At 53.3% G+C, this 19,383-nt stretch carries 17 protein-coding genes and 1 rRNA gene; 10 read left to right on the top strand and 8 right to left on the bottom strand.

Features of this window, described 5'->3' with window-relative positions:
* Nucleotides 1-115 (top strand): 5S ribosomal RNA (gene rrf, locus J4728_RS11290).
* A 332-nt stretch (nucleotides 116-447) separates the two neighbouring features.
* Here the strand turns inward: rrf and J4728_RS11285 are convergent.
* Nucleotides 448-885, bottom strand: a complete 438-nt coding sequence (locus tag J4728_RS11285) for an acetyltransferase (protein ID WP_000973248.1) — start codon at nucleotides 883-885, stop codon at nucleotides 448-450.
* 156 nt (nucleotides 886-1,041) lie between these two features.
* Between J4728_RS11285 and metA the strand changes: the two genes are divergently transcribed.
* From metA to aceK, 4 genes are all read left to right on the top strand, one after another.
* Nucleotides 1,042-1,971: a homoserine O-succinyltransferase gene (gene metA / locus J4728_RS11280; RefSeq protein WP_001122767.1), complete on the top strand. Its 930-nt coding sequence runs from the start codon at nucleotides 1,042-1,044 to the stop codon at nucleotides 1,969-1,971.
* A gap of 268 nt (nucleotides 1,972-2,239) precedes the next feature.
* Nucleotides 2,240-3,841: a malate synthase A gene (aceB, locus tag J4728_RS11275; protein ID WP_001069371.1), complete on the top strand. Its 1,602-nt coding sequence runs from the start codon at nucleotides 2,240-2,242 to the stop codon at nucleotides 3,839-3,841.
* A gap of 31 nt (nucleotides 3,842-3,872) precedes the next feature.
* Nucleotides 3,873-5,177: an isocitrate lyase gene (aceA, locus tag J4728_RS11270; protein ID WP_000857882.1), complete on the top strand. Its 1,305-nt coding sequence runs from the start codon at nucleotides 3,873-3,875 to the stop codon at nucleotides 5,175-5,177.
* 101 nt (nucleotides 5,178-5,278) lie between these two features.
* Entirely contained in the window at nucleotides 5,279-7,030 is a 1,752-nt protein-coding gene (gene aceK / locus J4728_RS11265) for a bifunctional isocitrate dehydrogenase kinase/phosphatase (protein ID WP_001137268.1), read from the top strand.
* On the opposite strand, the gene J4728_RS11260 is transcribed toward aceK, so the two are convergent.
* Entirely contained in the window at nucleotides 6,994-7,401 is a 408-nt protein-coding gene (locus J4728_RS11260; RefSeq protein WP_010989091.1) for an ASCH domain-containing protein, read from the bottom strand. The genes aceK and J4728_RS11260 overlap by 37 nt on opposite strands.
* A 10-nt stretch (nucleotides 7,402-7,411) precedes the next feature.
* A complete protein-coding gene (iclR, locus tag J4728_RS11255; protein WP_000226430.1) occupies nucleotides 7,412-8,236 on the bottom strand; it encodes a glyoxylate bypass operon transcriptional repressor IclR in 825 nt (274 codons plus the stop codon).
* A gap of 318 nt (nucleotides 8,237-8,554) precedes the next feature.
* On the opposite strand from iclR, the gene metH reads away from it, so the two are divergent.
* Complete coding sequence (metH, locus tag J4728_RS11250) at nucleotides 8,555-12,238, top strand: methionine synthase (protein WP_208211756.1); 3,684 nt, start codon at nucleotides 8,555-8,557, stop codon at nucleotides 12,236-12,238.
* 266 nt (nucleotides 12,239-12,504) lie between these two features.
* Nucleotides 12,505-14,136, top strand: a complete 1,632-nt coding sequence (locus tag J4728_RS11245) for a Na/Pi cotransporter family protein (RefSeq protein WP_000956811.1) — start codon at nucleotides 12,505-12,507, stop codon at nucleotides 14,134-14,136.
* Nucleotides 14,137-14,211: 75 nt separating this feature from the next.
* Here the strand turns inward: J4728_RS11245 and pepE are convergent, their stop codons facing one another.
* Entirely contained in the window at nucleotides 14,212-14,901 is a 690-nt protein-coding gene (gene pepE, locus J4728_RS11240) for a dipeptidase PepE (RefSeq protein WP_000421776.1), read from the bottom strand.
* Between the two features lie 71 nt (nucleotides 14,902-14,972).
* Here pepE and J4728_RS11235 point away from each other — a divergent pair, with 71 nt between their 5' ends.
* The 3 genes from J4728_RS11235 to rluF are packed head-to-tail and all read left to right on the top strand — an operon-like array spanning nucleotide 14,973 to nucleotide 16,564.
* A complete protein-coding gene (locus J4728_RS11235) occupies nucleotides 14,973-15,074 on the top strand; it encodes a hypothetical protein (protein ID WP_079840507.1) in 102 nt (33 codons plus the stop codon).
* Nucleotides 15,075-15,108: 34 nt separating this feature from the next.
* Nucleotides 15,109-15,648 (top strand): DUF2058 domain-containing protein, encoded by a 540-nt coding sequence (locus J4728_RS11230; RefSeq protein WP_001096724.1) that lies wholly within the window; start codon nucleotides 15,109-15,111, stop codon nucleotides 15,646-15,648.
* A 46-nt stretch (nucleotides 15,649-15,694) separates the two neighbouring features.
* The gene (rluF, locus tag J4728_RS11225) at nucleotides 15,695-16,564 is read left to right on the top strand and encodes a 23S rRNA pseudouridine(2604) synthase RluF (protein ID WP_079840508.1); all 870 of its coding nucleotides are present in this window, start codon (nucleotides 15,695-15,697) and stop codon (nucleotides 16,562-16,564) included.
* On the opposite strand, the gene J4728_RS11220 is transcribed toward rluF, so the two are convergent.
* The 4 genes from J4728_RS11220 to J4728_RS11205 all read right to left on the bottom strand — a co-directional run bounded on the left by J4728_RS11220 (nucleotide 16,561) and on the right by J4728_RS11205 (nucleotide 19,360).
* The gene (locus J4728_RS11220) at nucleotides 16,561-16,833 is read right to left on the bottom strand and encodes a DUF3811 domain-containing protein (protein ID WP_001207628.1); all 273 of its coding nucleotides are present in this window, start codon (nucleotides 16,831-16,833) and stop codon (nucleotides 16,561-16,563) included. The two genes, rluF and J4728_RS11220, sit on opposite strands and share 4 nt — an antisense overlap.
* Before the next feature lie 62 nt (nucleotides 16,834-16,895).
* The gene (locus tag J4728_RS11215; RefSeq protein WP_001068171.1) at nucleotides 16,896-17,654 is read right to left on the bottom strand and encodes a DeoR/GlpR family DNA-binding transcription regulator; all 759 of its coding nucleotides are present in this window, start codon (nucleotides 17,652-17,654) and stop codon (nucleotides 16,896-16,898) included.
* Nucleotides 17,641-18,504, bottom strand: a complete 864-nt coding sequence (locus tag J4728_RS11210; RefSeq protein ID WP_000924640.1) for a Cof-type HAD-IIB family hydrolase — start codon at nucleotides 18,502-18,504, stop codon at nucleotides 17,641-17,643. The genes J4728_RS11215 and J4728_RS11210 overlap by 14 nt, the downstream gene beginning before the upstream one ends.
* Nucleotides 18,505-18,520: 16 nt before the next feature.
* Nucleotides 18,521-19,360 carry a hypothetical protein gene (locus J4728_RS11205; protein ID WP_000472332.1) on the bottom strand — a complete coding sequence of 280 codons (840 nt, stop codon included), beginning with the start codon at nucleotides 19,358-19,360 and terminating at the stop codon, nucleotides 18,521-18,523.
* Nucleotides 19,361-19,383 lie beyond the last annotated feature (23 nt).

The following is a 19,383-nucleotide window of genomic DNA, read 5'->3' as shown; positions in this document are numbered from 1 at the left end:
CTGGCGGCACTAGCGCGGTGGTCCCACCTGACCCCATGCCGAACTCAGAAGTGAAACGCCGTAGCGCCGATGGTAGTGTGGGGTCTCCCCATGCGAGAGTAGGGAACTGCCAGGCATCAAATAAAACGAAGGGCCCTGTCGGAAGACAGGGCCTTTTGTTTTATCTGTGGTCTGCCGGTGAGCACTCTCCTGAGGAGGACAAATCCGCCGGGAGCGGATTTGAACGTTGCGCAGCAACGGCCCGTAGGGTGGCGGGCAGGACGCCCGCCATAAACTGCCAGGCATCAGACAAGTGAAGAAGCCCGTCCGTCTGGACGGGCTTCTTTGCGTGTGTGGTAACTGTAAAAATGTAGGCCTGATAAGCGCAGCGCCATCAGGCAACCGGCACCGCCGGATGGCAGTTTCGCCTTATCCGGCCTGTATGCACTTATCAGGCAGCACCACTACTCACGGATAAATTAAATTCAACAATGGATACGGTTTCCCAAGATCGTCAACCTCCGAACGTCCCGTCACCTTAAATCCCATTTTCTTATAAAATCCAACAGCTTGTGTATTCTGCTCATTAACATTGGTTGTCAACCCCGGCGCCAGTGTTAACGCATGTTCAACTAATCTCTTACCGATACCCTGACCACGCACGTCCGGATCGACAAACAGCGCATCCATATGTTCGCCGGTAAGCAGCATAAATCCTACCGGCTCATCCTGATCGGTCACGGCAACCCATAGTGGCGCTTCTGGCAGAAAATCGCTCACCAGCTCTTCCAGTTCGGCCCGATAAGCGTTTGACAGAAAATCGTGCGTGGCATCGACTGAGCGACGCCAGATCGCAATCAGTTTTTCCCCTTCCTCATGCCTTGAACGGCGAATGTTAATCATCATCTTCACTCCTTTTTTGCTTACTTCTATTCTAATGCAAATGCTGTCGTGAAACTTTCTCACCTTGAACTTGCAGACTCGACATTCGCCTGATTTCTGAGTATCTTCAGCTATCTGGATGTCTAAACGTTTAAACGTATGTCGTGAGGTTATCAGGTTATGCCGATTCGCGTGCTGGACGAGCTACCCGCCGTCAATTTTTTACGTGAGGAGAATGTCTTCGTCATGACGACTTCTCGCGCATCAGGTCAGGAAATTCGCCCGCTAAAGGTACTTATCCTTAACCTGATGCCGAAGAAGATTGAAACGGAAAATCAGTTTCTGCGCTTGCTATCGAACTCGCCATTGCAGGTCGATATTCAACTGCTGCGGATAGATGCCCGCGAGTCGAGGAACACGCCAGCCGAGCATCTGAACAACTTTTACTGTAACTTCGACGATATCTGCGATCAGAACTTTGATGGGCTTATCGTGACCGGAGCGCCGCTGGGTCTGGTGGAGTTTAATGACGTGGCTTACTGGCCGCAGATTAGGCAGGTGCTGGAATGGGCGAAAGATCACGTTACTTCGACGCTATTTGTCTGTTGGGCCGTCCAGGCTGCACTCAATATTCTTTATGGTATCCCTAAGCAGACCCGTACAGATAAACTTTCCGGCGTCTATGAACATCACATCCTTCATCCTCATGCTCTGTTAACGCGTGGTTTTGATGATTCGTTTCTTGCGCCACACTCACGCTATGCCGATTTCCCGGCGGCGCTAATACGGGATTATACGGATCTTGAAATTCTGGCCGAAACAGAAGAAGGGGATGCGTACCTGTTTGCCAGCAAAGATAAACGTATTGCGTTTGTCACCGGTCATCCTGAATATGACGCTCATACGTTAGCGGGTGAATATTTTCGTGACGTTGAGGCCGGGTTAAATCCGGAGGTTCCGTACAACTATTTCCCAAAAAACGATCCGCAAAACATACCGCGCGCAACCTGGCGCAGCCACGGTAATTTACTGTTTACTAACTGGCTCAACTATTATGTCTACCAGATTACGCCATATGATCTGCGTCACATGAATCCAACCCTGGATTAATCTTCTGCTTCTGACGATCCTAAAGCGTTTCAGCATGTTGAATCAGGCACCTTCGGGTGCCTTTTTTATTTCCGAAACGCACCTCATCATGTAATTAAATTTAATTTATATTGTTATCAATAGGTTAATGCATAATTAAATTAAAAATGGAAATTGTTTTTGATTTTGAAATTTAATTGAGTAGTCTTAGTTGTGTTGAACGAAAAGCGCACAGTGATCCTTCGTTCGCATTGGGGATGTATCTGGATCAACAACGAGGAGCTGCATGATGAATCCACAGGCAACCACAACTGATGAATTAACCTTTACCAGGCCGCAAGGCGAGCTGGAAAAGCAAGTCCTGACCGCTGAAGCAGTCGAGTTTTTGACGGAGTTAGTCACCCGTTTTACGCCAAAACGCAATAAACTCCTGGCTGCACGTATCCAGCAACAGCAGGATATTGATAACGGTAAGTTGCCTGATTTTATTTCGGAAACCACTTCCATTAGAGAAAGTAATTGGCAGATTCGTGGTATTCCGGCGGATTTACAGGATCGCCGAGTAGAAATTACCGGGCCGGTTGAACGTAAAATGGTGATTAATGCCCTGAACGCAAATGTGAAAGTGTTTATGGCGGATTTTGAAGACTCGCTGGCGCCGGACTGGAATAAAGTTATTGATGGTCAAATCAACCTGCGTGATGCGGTGAACGGCACCATTAGCTATACCAACGAAGCCGGAAAAATCTATCAGCTCAAGCCCGATCCGGCCGTATTGATTTGTCGTGTACGTGGTCTACATCTGCCAGAAAAACATGTTACCTGGCGGGGGGAAGCCATTCCCGGCAGCCTGTTTGATTTTGCTCTGTACTTTTTCCACAACTATAAAGCGCTGCTCGCTAAAGGTAGCGGCCCGTATTTTTACCTGCCGAAAACGCAAGCCTGGCAGGAGGCAGCCTGGTGGAGTGAAGTTTTCAGCTACGCCGAAGACCGCTTTAACCTGCCGCGCGGTACGATCAAAGCGACCCTGTTGATTGAAACGCTGCCGGCTGTTTTCCAGATGGATGAGATTCTTCATGCGCTGCGTGATCATATCGTCGGTCTCAACTGTGGTCGCTGGGATTATATTTTCAGCTATATCAAAACGTTGAAAAATCACCCGGATCGCGTCCTGCCGGACAGGCAGGTGGTAACGATGGACAAACCGTTTCTGAGTGCCTACTCGCGCCTGCTGATCAAAACCTGTCACAAGCGCGGCGCGTTCGCGATGGGCGGTATGGCGGCGTTTATCCCGAGCAAAGACGTTGAACGCAACAATCAGGTCCTTGCCAAAGTGAAAGCGGATAAAGCGCTGGAAGCGAACAACGGCCACGACGGCACGTGGATTGCGCATCCCGGGTTGGCGGATACCGCAATGGCCGTCTTTAACGAGGTACTGGGCGAGCACAAAAATCAGCTGTTCATTACCCGTGATGAAGATGCGCCGATTACCGCTGAACAGTTACTGGAGCCATGTGAAGGCGAACGCACAGAAGCGGGAATGCGCGCCAATATTCGCGTGGCAGTGCAGTACATTGAAGCGTGGATCTCCGGCAATGGCTGTGTACCGATTTACGGTCTGATGGAGGATGCCGCGACGGCGGAAATCTCACGAACCTCTATCTGGCAGTGGATTCACCATGAGAAAACACTGAGCAATGGAAAACCCGTAACGAAAGCGCTTTTCCGCGAAATGTTGGCGGAAGAGATGCGGGTAATCCAGGACGAACTGGGCGAGCACCGCTACAGCAGCGGGCGCTTCGACGATGCCGCACGTCTGATGGAGCAAATCACCACCTCAGATGACTTAATCGACTTCCTCACCCTGCCGGGCTATCGCTTACTGGCTTAATTCACCACATAACAATATGGAGCATCTGCACATGAAAACCCGTACTCAACAAATCGAAGAATTACAGAAAGAGTGGACACAACCGCGCTGGGAAGGCATCACCCGCCCGTACAGCGCGGAGGAGGTGGTGAAATTACGCGGCTCGGTTAACCCGGAATGCACGCTGGCGCAGCTCGGCGCCGCGAAAATGTGGCGGCTGTTGCACGGTGAAGCGAAAAAAGGCTATATCAACAGCCTGGGCGCGCTGACTGGCGGTCAGGCGCTGCAGCAGGCGAAAGCCGGTATTGAGGCGATTTATCTTTCAGGCTGGCAGGTGGCGGCAGATGCCAACCTGGCATCCAGCATGTATCCGGATCAATCGTTGTACCCGGCAAACTCTGTTCCGGCGGTAGTGGATCGGATCAACAACACTTTTCGTCGTGCAGATCAGATCCAGTGGGCATCCGGTATTGAACCCAACGATCCGCGCTATGTGGATTACTTCCTGCCGATCGTTGCTGATGCGGAAGCCGGTTTTGGCGGCGTTCTGAATGCCTTCGAACTGATGAAATCGATGATTGAAGCCGGTGCAGCGGCCGTTCACTTCGAAGATCAGCTGGCGTCGGTGAAGAAATGCGGCCATATGGGCGGCAAGGTGCTGGTCCCCACGCAGGAGGCGATTCAGAAACTGGTTGCTGCGCGTCTGGCCGCTGATGTGATGGGCGTCCCGACGCTGGTGATTGCGCGCACCGATGCGGATGCGGCAGATCTGATCACCTCCGACTGCGATCCCTATGACAGCGGTTTCATTACCGGCGAACGCACCAGCGAAGGTTTTTACCGCACCCATGCGGGCATTGAGCAGGCGATCAGCCGCGGTCTGGCGTATGCCCCGTATGCCGATCTGGTGTGGTGCGAAACCTCTACGCCGGATCTCGAACTGGCGCGTCGTTTTGCCGATGCTATCCACGCGAAGTATCCGGGCAAACTGCTGGCCTATAACTGTTCACCATCCTTCAACTGGCAGAAGAATCTGGACGACAAGACCATTGCCAGCTTCCAGCAGCAGTTGTCGGACATGGGTTACAAATACCAGTTTATTACCCTGGCGGGTATTCACAGCATGTGGTTCAACATGTTTGACCTGGCGCATGCATACGCTCAGGGCGAGGGCATGAAACACTATGTTGAGAAGGTTCAACAACCCGAGTTCGCCGCGGCGAAAGACGGCTACACCTTTGTTTCCCACCAGCAGGAAGTGGGTACAGGTTACTTCGACAAAGTCACCACCATTATTCAGGGCGGCGCGTCATCCGTTACCGCGTTAACAGGATCGACGGAAGAATCGCAGTTTTGATTGATGCCCGGTGGCGCTGCGCTTACCGGGCCTACAGATAGCGTAGGCCGGATAAGCGAACGCGCCATCCGGCATGACGTGGTGCCGGATGAGGGAAAAAAATGCCGCGTGGCCTGGAATTACTGATTGCTCAAACCATCCTGCAAGGCTTTGACGCGCAGTATGGTCGATTTCTGGAAGTGACTTCCGGCGCGCAGCAGCGTTTTGAACAGGCCGACTGGCACGCCGTCCAACAGGCGATGAAAAGCCGTATCCACCTCTATGATCATCATGTGGGTCTGGTGGTGGAGCAACTGCGCTGTATTACCGATGGCAAAAGTACCGACGCGGATTTCCTTTTACGCGTTAAAGAGCATTACACCCGGCTGTTGCCGGATTACCCGCGCTTCGAGATTGCGGAGAGCTTTTTCAACTCCGTTTATTGCCGGTTATTTGACCACCGCTCGTTAACACCCGAGCGGTTGTTTATTTTCAGTTCGCAACCGGAGCGCCGCTTTCGTACTATCCCGCGCCCGCTGGCCAAAGACTTCTTTCCCGATCACGGTTGGGAGCCGCTGTTGATGCGCATACTCAGTGACTTACCGCTGCGTCTGCCCTGGCAGAATAAAAGCCGGGATATCCGCTATATTATCGCGCACCTGACTGAAACACTGGGCGAGGACGCGCTACCTCGCTGCCATGTCCAGGTGGCGAATGAGTTGTTTTACCGTAATAAAGCGGCCTGGCTGGTAGGTAAATTAACCACACCTGACGGTACGCTGCCGTTTTTACTGCCGATTCATCGCACTGATGAGGGTGAACTGTTTGTCGATACCTGCCTGACCACCACGGCAGAAGCGAGCATTGTGTTTGGTTTTGCCCGCTCTTATTTTATGGTGTATGCGCCGCTGCCTGCCGCGCTGGTTGAGTGGTTGCGTGAAATCCTGCCGGGTAAAACCACTGCCGAACTGTATATGGCGATTGGCTGCCAGAAACATGCGAAAACCGAAAGCTACCGCGAATATTTATGTTATCTGGCTGAAAGTGATGAGAAATTCATTGAGGCGCCTGGTATCCGCGGCATGGTGATGCTGGTGTTTACCCTGCCAGGTTTCGACCGGGTATTTAAAATCATTAAAGACAAATTCGCCCCGCAGAAAGAGATGTCTGCCGCTCATGTGCGTGCCTGTTATCAACTGGTAAAAGAGCATGATCGCGTCGGTCGTATGGCGGATACCCAGGAGTTTGAGAATTTCGTACTGGATAAACGGCAAATTGATCCGGCGCTGATGGCGCTTTTACGGCAAGAAGTGCCAGAGAAGATTACCGATCTTGGGGAACATATCGTCATTCGCCATCTCTATATTGAACGTCGCATGGTGCCACTCAATATCTGGCTGGAACAGGTAGAAGGCCAGCAGTTGCGCGATGCGATAGAAGAATATGGTAATGCGATTCGCCAGCTTGCCGCCGCTAATATTTTCCCCGGCGATATGTTGTTTAAAAACTTTGGCGTTACCCGTCATGGCCGCGTGGTGTTCTACGACTACGATGAAATTTGCTACATGACGGAAGTGAATTTCCGCGATATTCCGCCAGCGCGTTATCCGGAAGACGAACTGGCCAGCGAACCCTGGTATAGCGTCTCGCCAGGTGATGTTTTCCCGGAGGAGTTTCGCCACTGGCTGTGTGCCGATCCGCGTATCGGGCCATTGTTTGAAGAGATGCATGCCGACCTGTTTCGCGCCGATTACTGGCGCGCGCTACAGACGCGTATTAAAGAAGGGCATGTAGAAGATGTGTATGCCTATCGTCGTCGCCAGCGCTTTAGCGTGCGTTACGGCGCGATCTCAAGTACGGCGAACTCTTCGTAAACCAGTTCCATCTCCGGCGACCAATTACCCTCGCGCTCAAAAAAGGCCCGGTGTGCCGCTTGCCAGTACGCCAGGCTAAGATCGCCTTCGCCTTCCAGTGCGGCGAGATCGGCGCTCATCTCGTTAAAACGGATCAGCCTGAGCGCCAGCGTGCGTATGACGCACACGGCGTCGCCTGTGCCGTTGAGCACAATGTGATATGACCCGGGCGTGACAGGGGGTTGCTCTTTCTGATAGCTAACCAGCGAGCTACAGGTGCCACGCTTTTTACCGGCGACCACTAGCGCCGCCAGCTCGTCGGCCAGCGCCGGCGAATCACCGAAAGACCAACAGAAGGCCTGTGGGTACTTCTCCTGCCAGTATAATTTCAGGCTGCTCATTTCAGCGAGTTCCACCATAGGCCAGCGTCACCTCTTTCGCCGCTTTAATCACCATGGCGCCAAGTTCGGTGACGCGATCGTCGGTAATGCGTGAGCAGGGGCCGGAAATAGAGAGGGCCGCAAACGGCTCGCGGTGCTCGTCATAAATACACGAGGCCACGCAGCGCAGACCGAGCGCATGTTCTTCGTCGTCAAAGGAATAGCCGCGCTTGCGTGTTTGGGCGAGGTCATCTTTCAGATGGATCGGCGACACCAGCGTCGCATGGGTATAAGCGTGCAACCCCTTGCGGTGCAGCAGACTGGTAACCTGTTCCTCACTGAGCTGTGATAAAAACGCCTTGCCCGCGCCAGAGGCGTGCATGGGCAGCTTGCCGCCAATAGGGGCGGACATGCGCATCAATTGTGTGCACTGCACCTGGTCGATAATAATGGCCTGATGGTCGCTCTGGTCGAGTACGGCAAGGTTTACCGTTTCGCCGGAGTCCTCCATCAGCTTGCGCAAAATCGGATGGACAATCGCCAGCAGATTACGGCTCTGTAAGAAGCTGCTACCGACGATAAACGCGTGTGCGCCTACGGCCCAGTGGCCCAGCTCACCAACCTGGCGGACAAAACCCTGTTGCTGCATGGTGGTGAGTAGACGGTGAGTCGTGGAATTAGGCAAACCCGCCTGTTGCGCCAGTTCGGTCAGCGCGACGCTGCCGTTGGACTCGGCAATCCACTCCAGCAGCTTCAGACCGCGAGTTAAAGACTGAACCTGCCCGGTTACGGGTGCAGTGGTAGCGGCAGGTTTTCTCCCGCGTTTCGCGGGAACAGGGGCAACCATGGCAGACTCCTTTTTCTGTATCGTGGAAATCATTTTCGTTTTATTCAATTATAATGCAAGAGTTCCTGAACTGATCGGATGAGTGACATCACAGGATGCCCGATGGCGCTGCGCTTATCAGGCCTACGCTTATCAGGCCTACGCTTTGGGAGCCGCCAAAGTAATTTGTAGACTGATAAGGCGCTTGCGCCGCCATCCGGCAAAGCGACAGAAGTGGGTGGCAAGCTGAACATGTCTCATGTTGCCCGTTGTTCTCTTTTCCGCCAGCACGCTTTGTGCCAGTATGGCTCGTTACGTGGAGCGTTGTCGGGAGCGAGTGTGAGCAGCAAAGTTGAACAACTGCGTGCGCAGTTAAATGAACGTATTCTGGTGCTGGACGGCGGTATGGGCACCATGATCCAGAGCTATCGTCTACATGAAGAAGATTTCCGCGGGGAGCGCTTTGCCGACTGGCCCTGCGACCTGAAAGGCAACAATGACCTGCTGGTACTCAGCAAGCCGGAGGTGATCGCCGCTATCCACAACGCCTACTTTGAGGCTGGCGCGGATATCATCGAAACCAACACCTTTAACTCGACAACCATTGCGATGGCGGATTACCGGATGGAATCCCTGTCGGCGGAAATTAACTATGCGGCGGCCAAACTGGCGCGTGCCTGCGCCGATGAATGGACGGCGCGAACACCAGAAAAACCACGCTTTGTTGCGGGCGTGCTTGGTCCAACTAACCGCACGGCCTCCATTTCACCGGACGTCAACGACCCGGCGTTTCGTAATATCACCTTCGATCAGCTGGTGGCGGCCTACCGTGAATCCACTAAAGCGCTGGTGGAAGGTGGCGTAGATCTGATTCTGATTGAGACCGTCTTTGACACCCTGAATGCGAAAGCGGCGGTGTTTGCGGTGAAAGAAGAGTTTGAAGCGCTGGGCGTTGATCTGCCGATCATGATTTCCGGCACCATCACCGACGCCTCTGGCCGTACGCTTTCCGGCCAGACGACCGAAGCCTTTTATAACTCGCTGCGCCACGCCGAGGCGCTCACTTTTGGCCTTAACTGCGCGCTGGGGCCAGATGAACTGCGCCAGTACGTCCAGGAACTGTCGCGGATTGCCGAATGCTACGTCACCGCGCACCCGAACGCCGGCCTGCCGAACGCTTTCGGCGAGTACGACCTCGACGCCGACACCATGGCAACGCAAATCCGCGAATGGGCCGAAGCGGGCTTCCTCAACGTGGTTGGCGGCTGCTGTGGCACCACGCCGGAGCATATTGCGGCGATGAGTCGAGCGGTGGATGGCTTACCGCCGCGCAAGTTGCCAGAAATCCCGGTCTCCTGCCGTCTGTCCGGCCTTGAACCGCTGAATATCGGCGACGATAGCCTGTTTGTGAACGTCGGTGAACGTACCAACGTCACCGGCTCGGCGAAGTTTAAGCGCCTGATCAAAGAAGAAAAATACAGCGAAGCGCTGGATGTCGCCCGTCAGCAGGTCGAAAGCGGCGCGCAGATTATCGATATCAACATGGATGAGGGGATGCTCGACGCTGAAGCGGCGATGGTGCGCTTCCTCAACCTGATTGCCGGCGAGCCGGATATCGCCCGCGTGCCGATTATGATCGACTCCTCGAAATGGGAAGTTATCGAAAAAGGGCTGAAGTGCATTCAAGGTAAAGGCATCGTCAACTCTATTTCGATGAAAGAGGGCGTGGAAGCCTTTATTCATCATGCGAAGTTGCTACGTCGCTACGGCGCGGCGGTGGTGGTCATGGCCTTTGATGAACAGGGGCAGGCCGACACCCGCGCGCGTAAAATCGAAATTTGCCGCCGAGCCTACAAAATTCTCACCGAAGAGGTGGGCTTCCCGCCGGAAGACATCATCTTCGACCCGAATATCTTCGCCGTCGCCACCGGTATTGAAGAGCACAACAACTACGCGCAGGACTTTATCGGCGCTTGTGAAGACATCAAACGCGAGCTGCCGCACGCGCTGATCTCCGGCGGCGTGTCTAACGTGTCCTTCTCGTTCCGCGGCAACGACCCGGTACGTGAGGCTATCCACGCGGTATTCCTCTACTACGCCATCCGCAACGGCATGGACATGGGCATCGTCAACGCCGGGCAACTGGCGATTTATGACGATCTGCCCGCCGAGCTGCGCGATGCGGTTGAAGATGTCATTCTTAACCGTCGCGATGACGGCACCGAGCGTTTGCTGGAACTGGCGGAGAAATATCGCGGCAGTAAAACCGACGAGGCTGCCAGTGCCCAGCAGGCGGAATGGCGTAGCTGGGACGTGAAAAAGCGTCTCGAATACTCGCTGGTGAAAGGCATTACCGAGTTTATCGAACAGGATACCGAAGAAGCCCGTCAGCAGGCCGCCCGCCCGATTGAGGTGATTGAAGGGCCGCTGATGGACGGCATGAACGTGGTCGGCGACCTGTTCGGCGAAGGGAAAATGTTCCTGCCGCAGGTGGTGAAATCCGCTCGCGTGATGAAACAAGCGGTGGCCTACCTGGAGCCGTTTATTGAAGCCAGCAAAGAAAAAGGCTCCAGCAACGGCAAGATGGTGATTGCCACCGTGAAGGGCGATGTGCACGACATTGGCAAGAACATTGTTGGCGTGGTGCTGCAATGCAACAACTACGAAATCGTCGATCTCGGCGTGATGGTGCCAGCGGAGAAAATCCTCAGAACGGCGCGTGAAGTGAATGCCGATCTGATTGGTCTTTCCGGGCTCATCACCCCGTCGCTGGACGAAATGGTCAACGTGGCGAAAGAGATGGAGCGTCAGGGCTTTACTATCCCGCTACTGATCGGCGGCGCAACCACTTCGAAAGCGCATACGGCGGTGAAAATCGAGCAGAACTACAGCGGTCCGACGGTCTACGTGCAGAATGCTTCGCGTACCGTGGGCGTGGTGGCGGCGCTACTCTCCGACAACCAGCGCGATGACTTTGTCGCCCGTACCCGCAAAGAGTACGAAACCGTGCGTATTCAGCACGCCCGCAAAAAACCGCGCACGCCGCCGGTCACGCTGGAAGCGGCGCGCGATAACGATCTGGCGTTCGATTGGGAACGTTACACCCCGCCGGTAGCCCACCGTCTGGGCGTGCAGGAGGTGGAAGCCAGCATCGAAACTTTGCGCAACTACATCGACTGGACGCCGTTCTTTATGACCTGGTCGCTGGCCGGCAAATACCCGCGCATTCTGGAAGATGAGGTGGTGGGCGTTGAGGCGCAGCGTCTGTTTAAAGACGCCAATGATATGCTGGATAAACTGAGCGCCGAGAAACTGTTGAATCCGCGTGGCGTGGTGGGCCTGTTCCCGGCGAACCGTGTGGGTGACGACATCGAAATTTATCGCGACGAAACCCGTACTCATGTTCTGACGGTCAGCCACCACCTGCGCCAGCAGACCGAGAAAGTCGGTTTTGCCAACTACTGTCTGGCGGATTTTGTCGCGCCGAAACTGAGCGGCAAAGCGGATTACATCGGTGCTTTCGCGGTGACCGGCGGTCTGGAGGAGGATGCGCTGGCGGACGCCTTCGAAGCGCAACACGACGACTATAACAAGATCATGGTGAAAGCGATTGCCGACCGTCTGGCGGAAGCGTTTGCCGAGTATCTGCATGAGCGTGTACGTAAGGTTTACTGGGGATATGCGCCGAACGAGAGCCTGAGTAACGACGAATTAATCCGCGAAAACTACCAGGGGATTCGCCCGGCGCCGGGTTATCCTGCCTGCCCGGAACATACCGAAAAAGGCACTATCTGGCAGCTACTGGATGTCGAAAAACACACCGGGATGAAGCTCACCGAATCTTTCGCCATGTGGCCAGGCGCGTCGGTCTCCGGCTGGTACTTCAGCCATCCTGAGAGCAAATACTTTGCGGTAGCGCAGATCCAACGCGATCAGGTGACAGATTATGCTTTCCGTAAAGGAATGAGCGTTGAGGATGTTGAGCGGTGGCTCGCGCCGAACCTGGGTTACGATGCGGACTGATTCATAAAATCGTCACTTTTCCTTACAACATACAAGGCACTCATTGGGTGCCTTGTCTCTTTCTTACAATTAAACCCTTATACTGAAGGAAGGCTCTACGCTGAATTTGCCGGATGGCGGCGTAAACGCCTTATCCAGCATACCGTATTACGTATGGTAAGCCCGGTGGCGTGCAACGCCAGCAGGCCTTAACGCTGTGCGCCATCAGGCAATTTATCGCAAGTGAGCTTCAGGAAAACGTATAACGATAAGGAGAACCTGACGCCGTGTTAACTTTGCTCCATCTACTTTCTGCCGTTGCGCTGTTGGTATGGGGAACACATATCGTTCGTACTGGCGTAATGCGCGTGTTTGGCGCGCGTCTACGTACTGTCCTCAGCCGCAGCGTGGAAAAGAAACCGCTCGCCTTTTGTGCGGGTATCGGTGTTACCGCGCTGGTACAAAGCAGTAACGCCACCACTTTATTGGTAACGTCGTTTGTCGCCCAGGATCTTGTCGCCCTGACGCCCGCGCTGGTGATCGTGCTTGGCGCCGACGTGGGGACCGCGCTAATGGCGCGTATCCTGACCTTCGATCTCTCGTGGCTGTCGCCGCTGCTGATTTTTATCGGCGTGATTTTCTTTTTGGGACGTAAGCAGTCCCGCGCCGGACAGCTGGGTCGCGTCGGTATCGGGCTTGGCCTGATTCTACTGGCGCTGGAGCTGATTGTGCAGGCAGTGACGCCGATCACTCAGGCTAATGGCGTGCAGGTCATTTTCGCGTCGCTGACGGGCGACATTATGCTGGATGCGCTGATTGGCGCGATGTTCGCTATCATCAGTTATTCCAGCCTGGCGGCGGTGTTGCTGACGGCAACCCTGACGGCGGCGGGGATTATATCGTTCCCGGTGGCGTTGTGCCTGGTCATCGGCGCCAATCTGGGATCGGGGCTGCTGGCGATGCTCAATAACAGCGCCGCCAATGCTGCCGCGCGTCGCGTAGCGCTCGGCAGCCTATTGTTCAAATTGATCGGCAGCCTGGTCATCCTGCCGTTTGTCCATCCGCTGGCGAATCTGATGGATGAGCTATCGCTACCGAAATCAGAGCTGGTGATCTATTTCCACGTTTTCTATAACCTGGTGCGCTGCCTGGCGATGGTGCCATTTGCCGAGCTGATGGCGCGTTTTTGTAAACGAATTATTCGTGATGAGCCTGAACTGGATACCCATCTGAAGCCGAAACATCTGGATGTCAGCGCGCTGGATACGCCAACGCTGGCGCTGGCTAATGCTGCCCGTGAGGTGTTGCGCATTGGCGATGCGATGGAACAGATGATGGAAGGGCTAAAAAAGGTCATGCACGGCGAGCCGCGTGAAGAGAAAGCGCTGCGCAAGCTGGCGGATGACGTTAACGTGCTCTACACCGCGATTAAGCTTTATCTGGCGCGAATGCCGAAAGACGAGCTGGCGGCGGAGGAGTCCCGTCGGTGGGCGGAGATTATTGAGATGGCCCTGAACCTCGAACAGGCGTCGGATATTATCGAGCGAATGGGCAGCGAGATTGCCGACAAGTCGCTGGCGGCGCGTCGGGCATTTTCAGAAGAAGGATTGAAAGAGCTGGATGCGCTTTACGATCAACTGCTCAGTAATCTGCAACTGGCGATGTCGGTCTTTTTCTCCGGCGATGTCACCAGCGCCCGTCGGTTGCGCCGCAGTAAACATCGCTTCCGTATACTTAATCGCCGATACTCTCATGCGCATGTCGACCGCCTGCACCAGCAGAACGTGCAAAGCATTGAAACCAGCTCGCTCCATTTAGGGCTGCTGGGCGATATGAAGCGTCTTAACTCACTGTTCTGTTCGGTCGCCTATAGCGTACTGGAACAGCCGGATCAGGACGAGGAACGGGGCGAGTATTAAGTGAAATGCCGGATGGCGGGGCCTACGGAGAACATGCGTGTAGGCCCGTCATTCGGCATTCAATGTGGCCAGGGATTAAAAGCGATGACCCGCTTCCAGCGCCACGGCCTCTTCGCCCGCTTTAAACACCCAGGTGGTATTCGGGCCGCCGAGAACCGCCTGGCCGTTGCTCACCTGAATCCAGTTACCTTCCGGCAAACCAATCACTGTCAGTTCCGGCGCGACCACCAGCAGTTCGCGAATACGCTGCTCGCGGGTCTCGCCCTTATGACCTTCCGGCAAGGCGTTAGTGAAGTGAGGATTAATTTGCAGCGGGAACAGATCCAGCGCGTCGAAACCGTTTGGATCGACGATCGGCATATCGTTGGTCGTGCGGATAGTCGGGCAGGCAAGGTTGGCGCCCGCGCTCCAGCCGATATACAGCGCGCCGCGTTTTACCCTGTCCGCCATCGGCGCCAGCAGCCCGCGTTCACGCGATTCTTTCAGTAGCTGAAAGGTATTTCCGCCGCCGACAATAATGATTTCCGCTTTCTCAATCGCTGCAAGCGGATCGGCGACACGATGAATCCCTGTGACGTTTATCCCTAATGGCGCAAGTACCTCTGCGGTTTTATCCGTGTACTCGTCCCATGTTTGCGTGACGCCGGCAAACGGAATAAACACGGCTGAGCGTCGACCGTTCAATTGATTCGCTATCAGCGGCAGAGCGTGTTCCAGCCAGGCTTTACCCGGCAGCGTCGAGTTACTTAATAAAAGCAGTTCCATTACTTCTCCACCTCATCAGGAAATGTCAAAACGTAATAATGCTACCATTATCCATTTAATGTCTTACTGATATGGCTCATGATGTTGCGCGTGTTACAGGCAAAGCGAGGTCGCTAAAAGTGACACTAGGCCAGATCTGCCATCTGGTATCGCCTGAAAAATTACAGGTATAATCCGCAAAATTATTTAACACGTTTAGAGACGAAAATGGCAAAACTGACCTTACAAGAGCAACTGCTACAAGCGGGATTGGTGACCAGCAAAAAAATGGCCAAAGTCCAACGCACGGCTAAAAAATCACGCGTTCAGGCTCGTGAGGCCAGAGAAGCGGTGGAAGAAAATAAAAAGGCGCAACTTGAGCGTGATAAACAACTCAGTGAACAGCAAAAACAAGCGGTTTTAGCGAAAGAGTTTAAAGCTCAGGTTAAGCAACTTATTGAAATGAATAGAATCAATGTATCTAAAGGCGATATTGGTTTTAACTTCACCGATAATAACGTCATCAAAAAAATAGACGTGGATAAGCTCACTCAGACGCAACTGATTAATGGGCGTCTCGCGATTGCGCGTCTGGTTATCAATAACAGCGGTGAATGTGAATATGCGATTATTCCCGCGAGCGTCGCCGATAAAATCGCACAACGAGATGCGGACAGTATTGTCGTAAACAGTGCGCTGAGTCAGGAAGAGCAGGACGAAGATGATCCGTATGCCGATTTTAAAGTTCCTGACGATTTGATGTGGTAAGTCACATTCCCAACGTTTATGTAGAAAAATTTCTCAGAGAGTAAATATGCTGACCGACACATCTACCCGGCTTAATAAATATATCAGTGAAAGCGGCATCTGTTCGCGTCGCGAGGCGGACCGTTTTATCGAACAGGGCAATGTCTTTATCAACGGCAAACGCGCCGCCATTGGCGATCAGGTGGTCGCCGGGGATGTTGTTAAAGTAAATGGTCGGTTGATTGAGCCGCGAGAAGCGGATGATTTAGTGCTGATTGCGCTGAATAAACCGGTTGGCATTGTCAGTACCACTGAAGACGGCGAACGCGACAATATTGTCGATTTTGTGAACCACAGCAAACGTATCTTCCCGATTGGTCGTCTGGATAAAGACTCGCAGGGGCTGATATTTCTGACTAACCACGGCGATCTGGTCAATAAGATTCTGCGTGCCGGTAACGATCACGAAAAAGAGTATCTGGTGACGGTGGATAAACCGATTACCGACGAGTTTATACGCGGTATGGGCGCTGGCGTGCCGATTCTGGGTACCGTCACCAAAAAATGTAAGGTGAAAAAAGAGGCGCCGTTTGTCTTTCGCATCACCCTGGTGCAGGGATTAAACCGTCAGATCCGTCGTATGTGTGAATACTTTGGTTATGAAGTGACGAAACTGGAGCGTACGCGCATTATGAACGTCAGCCTGAGCGGGATTCCGCTGGGCGAGTGGCGCGACCTGACGGACGATGAGCTGATCGATCTGTTTAAATTGATTGAGCGTTCCTCTTCCGAAGCCAAACCAAAGGCCAAAGCGAAGCCGAAGACCACGGGTATTAAGCGACCGGTCGTGGCGATCGAAAAAAACAATGAGAAAGCACGCCCGACATCAAGCGGTAAGCGCTTTACCTCGCCGGGACGAAAGAAAAAAGGACGTTAACGTCTGCCGCGCGTCGGCGTATTCGCCGACCAGGAGAATGACGCTTCCGTATCGGGTTTATACGCCTGCTTTTTCTTCAACTGGCGGGCTTTTTTCGCTTCAGCCTCACGCAGCGCCATCAGCTTATCGATGTACTCCTTTTTTACGCTGTTGGTCTCAGAATTGGTCAGCGGACGACCGTGCGCAATACGGGCGCGGTCCAGCAACGTTTTCAGTTCGCGCTGTTCGCGCTCGGTCATCTCTTTTTGGGTAATGCGGGGGAGTGCCATACGGGTGCCCTCAGTTAGCCGATGCATTTAGTCTACGGCAATACGCTACGGGCGGATAGCGCTCAGTCAGCAATCCGCAGCTTTCCGGCGAAATCCTGTGGCGTATAACCCGTTGACGTAAATCCTTTATCCGTGATGATGTTATCGATTTCTTTTACGCTTGCGATGCACATCACACCGTCCTGACCAAATTTGGTATGGTCGGCGAGAATCACTGATTTTTTGCTCATCGCAATCATGGCTTTGGCAACGTAGGCTTCTTCAAAGCTCTTCACCAACACGCCATGCTGGGGAGAAATGCCGCCAGCGCCAATAAAACAGATATCCGCGTGAATTGCGTTAATCTGCTGACACACCGAGACGCCGAGGTTGGCGCGAAAATGGTAATCATATTCGCCGCCTAATACATACACGCGGGCCTGCAGGTTATGCTCTTTAATTTTATCGGCAATCAGGGCTGAATTGGTAATCACGGAAAAAGCGAGAGGCGGTAATTGCTCGGCCAGAATAAGGTTAGTTGTACAGGAGTCAATAAACAATGTATCCCGTTCACTGACCATTTCGGCGGCAAGTTTGCCAATCGCTATTTTCTCTTCGCGATGCGCCTCTATTCTTGCGCTAAACGCATCCTCCTGGACAACTTGCTTTTTGACTGCGCCCCCATGAATCTTAGTGATTTTGCCTTCTGATTCCAGTAAGGAGAGATCGCGACGAATGGTTTCCGAGGTGACGTTGAGCATTTCCGATAATTTAATAACGGTGACTTCACCGAATTTGTTTAATTCATCAAGAATATGTTTTCGTCTTTTAATTGGATTCATTATCTTTCGCCGCCGTCAACCTTTGGCGCATGGTAACTGGATGCGTAAGGCAACGCAACCACTCCAACGCATGGACGATACCCTCCTCATCATTCGTGGCAGTCACATAGCCGGCCTGCCGCTTTACTGCATCCGGCGCGTTGCCCATTGCGATGCTGATTCCGGCGGCGGCAAACATGCTGACATCATTCTGCTGATCGCCAATCGCGACCACCTTGTCAGAAGATATATTTAAATAATGAATTAATTGTTCTATTATGCACCCTTTATTTATATCGGATCTTTGAATATCAATATAATTCTCTCCCGTGACAACCGCATAATATCCACAAGGCAGGTGATTATTCACTTCTGTACACAGATTATCTATCTCCGGAGATGCGGCAACAAGTGTAATTTTATATATGTTGCGACGATTAAAGATATTTTCTGCAGTTTCAGTTATAAGCGGTAATCCAAATAAGCGAGCCTCATATGTTGTCCAGTGCGCAATCAGTCTATCGTCACGATGGTGAATTGCTTCGGCACTAAAAAAATGGTGGTGATAGCGGGAAAGAGAAATATGCTGGTCAATATTCCACAGGTCTGTGGCGGTCAGAGGGGCAGCATGAATAATGCGCTGTCCCGCCATCTCCAGAAGGTGTCCGCAGTTAAAACCGGCGCACCAGCTAAACAACCTATCAACCTGTTGTTGGCGTAGCAGGCGTACCATTGAGGAGACCGGTCTGGCGGAACATGCCGCCAGTAGACCACCGTCCTGGCGGAACGCAATCAGCGCCTGACGCGTGCGCGGGCTGATTGTTTTCTGCGAGGTGAGTAATGTTCCATCCAGATCGGTGATTAACAACATCTCTCGTTCCCTGATATCAATGAACAATAAACGGCGTAACGGCTTCTTTGGCGGCGTTGCACACCATGTTGTCGATAGCCGTACCGACCACCAGAATATTGACTCCGGTATCTTTAAACGCTTTCGCGTTGGCGAGGTTAATCCCGCCTTCCGCCAGCGTCGGAACATCCACCGCGCCGACCAACGCCCGCAGGCGATCTTTAATCATCTGCGGGATATCGCCTGCCGCTACGCCTTCATAGCTCATGCCGGTCATCAGACCAATCATATCCACACCGATATCCTGCATCCGCTTCGCCACGCTGGCGACCTCTTCCGGCGTGCGTGCAGGAATACCGAAAGTATGCAGATCGTCAGGATGGCCAATGTAGGCATCGACGGTCAGACCATATTGATGGGCGAGATTAACGATGTCCTGCAGATCGTCCCAGTCGGATTTATGCGTATGTAAACCATCGGCTCCAGCGCGGGCAATCTCCAGAATTTCCGTTTCGCTGAGCGGCACCGGTAAGGTTTCGGTAAAACCGCCGGCGATACCAACGGTGATAAAAATATCGTCCGGGACCACATTACGAACACCGTGTACGGCCTCAGCCATCTGGCTATTGGTGATTTCGTGACGAATCTGCTCCGCCGCGTGCATGTTGCTCACGCCTTTGTGTCCACGCGCCAGCGCCAACGCGGGGTGGTTCGGCTCCAGAAGCTTAACGCCAGCCTCACACACGGCTTTCGCCAGGCGCGCATCGTCGCCGGTTATTCCTGTGCTGAGGATGGTTTGCCCACCGTGAAGCGTGATGGCTTCTTTCACTTTCTGTAACGCTTTGGCGCGTTTTTTATTCATATCGCCTTTAAACATGGTGTACCTCTGGTGTTGGTGCA

The sequence above is a fragment of the Salmonella sp. 32070601201500089SM genome (assembly GCF_017573605.1).
Taxonomy (GTDB): domain Bacteria; phylum Pseudomonadota; class Gammaproteobacteria; order Enterobacterales; family Enterobacteriaceae; genus Salmonella; species Salmonella enterica.
Note: the sequence above shows the minus strand (reverse complement) of the source record. Positions and strands in the feature narration are given on the sequence as shown.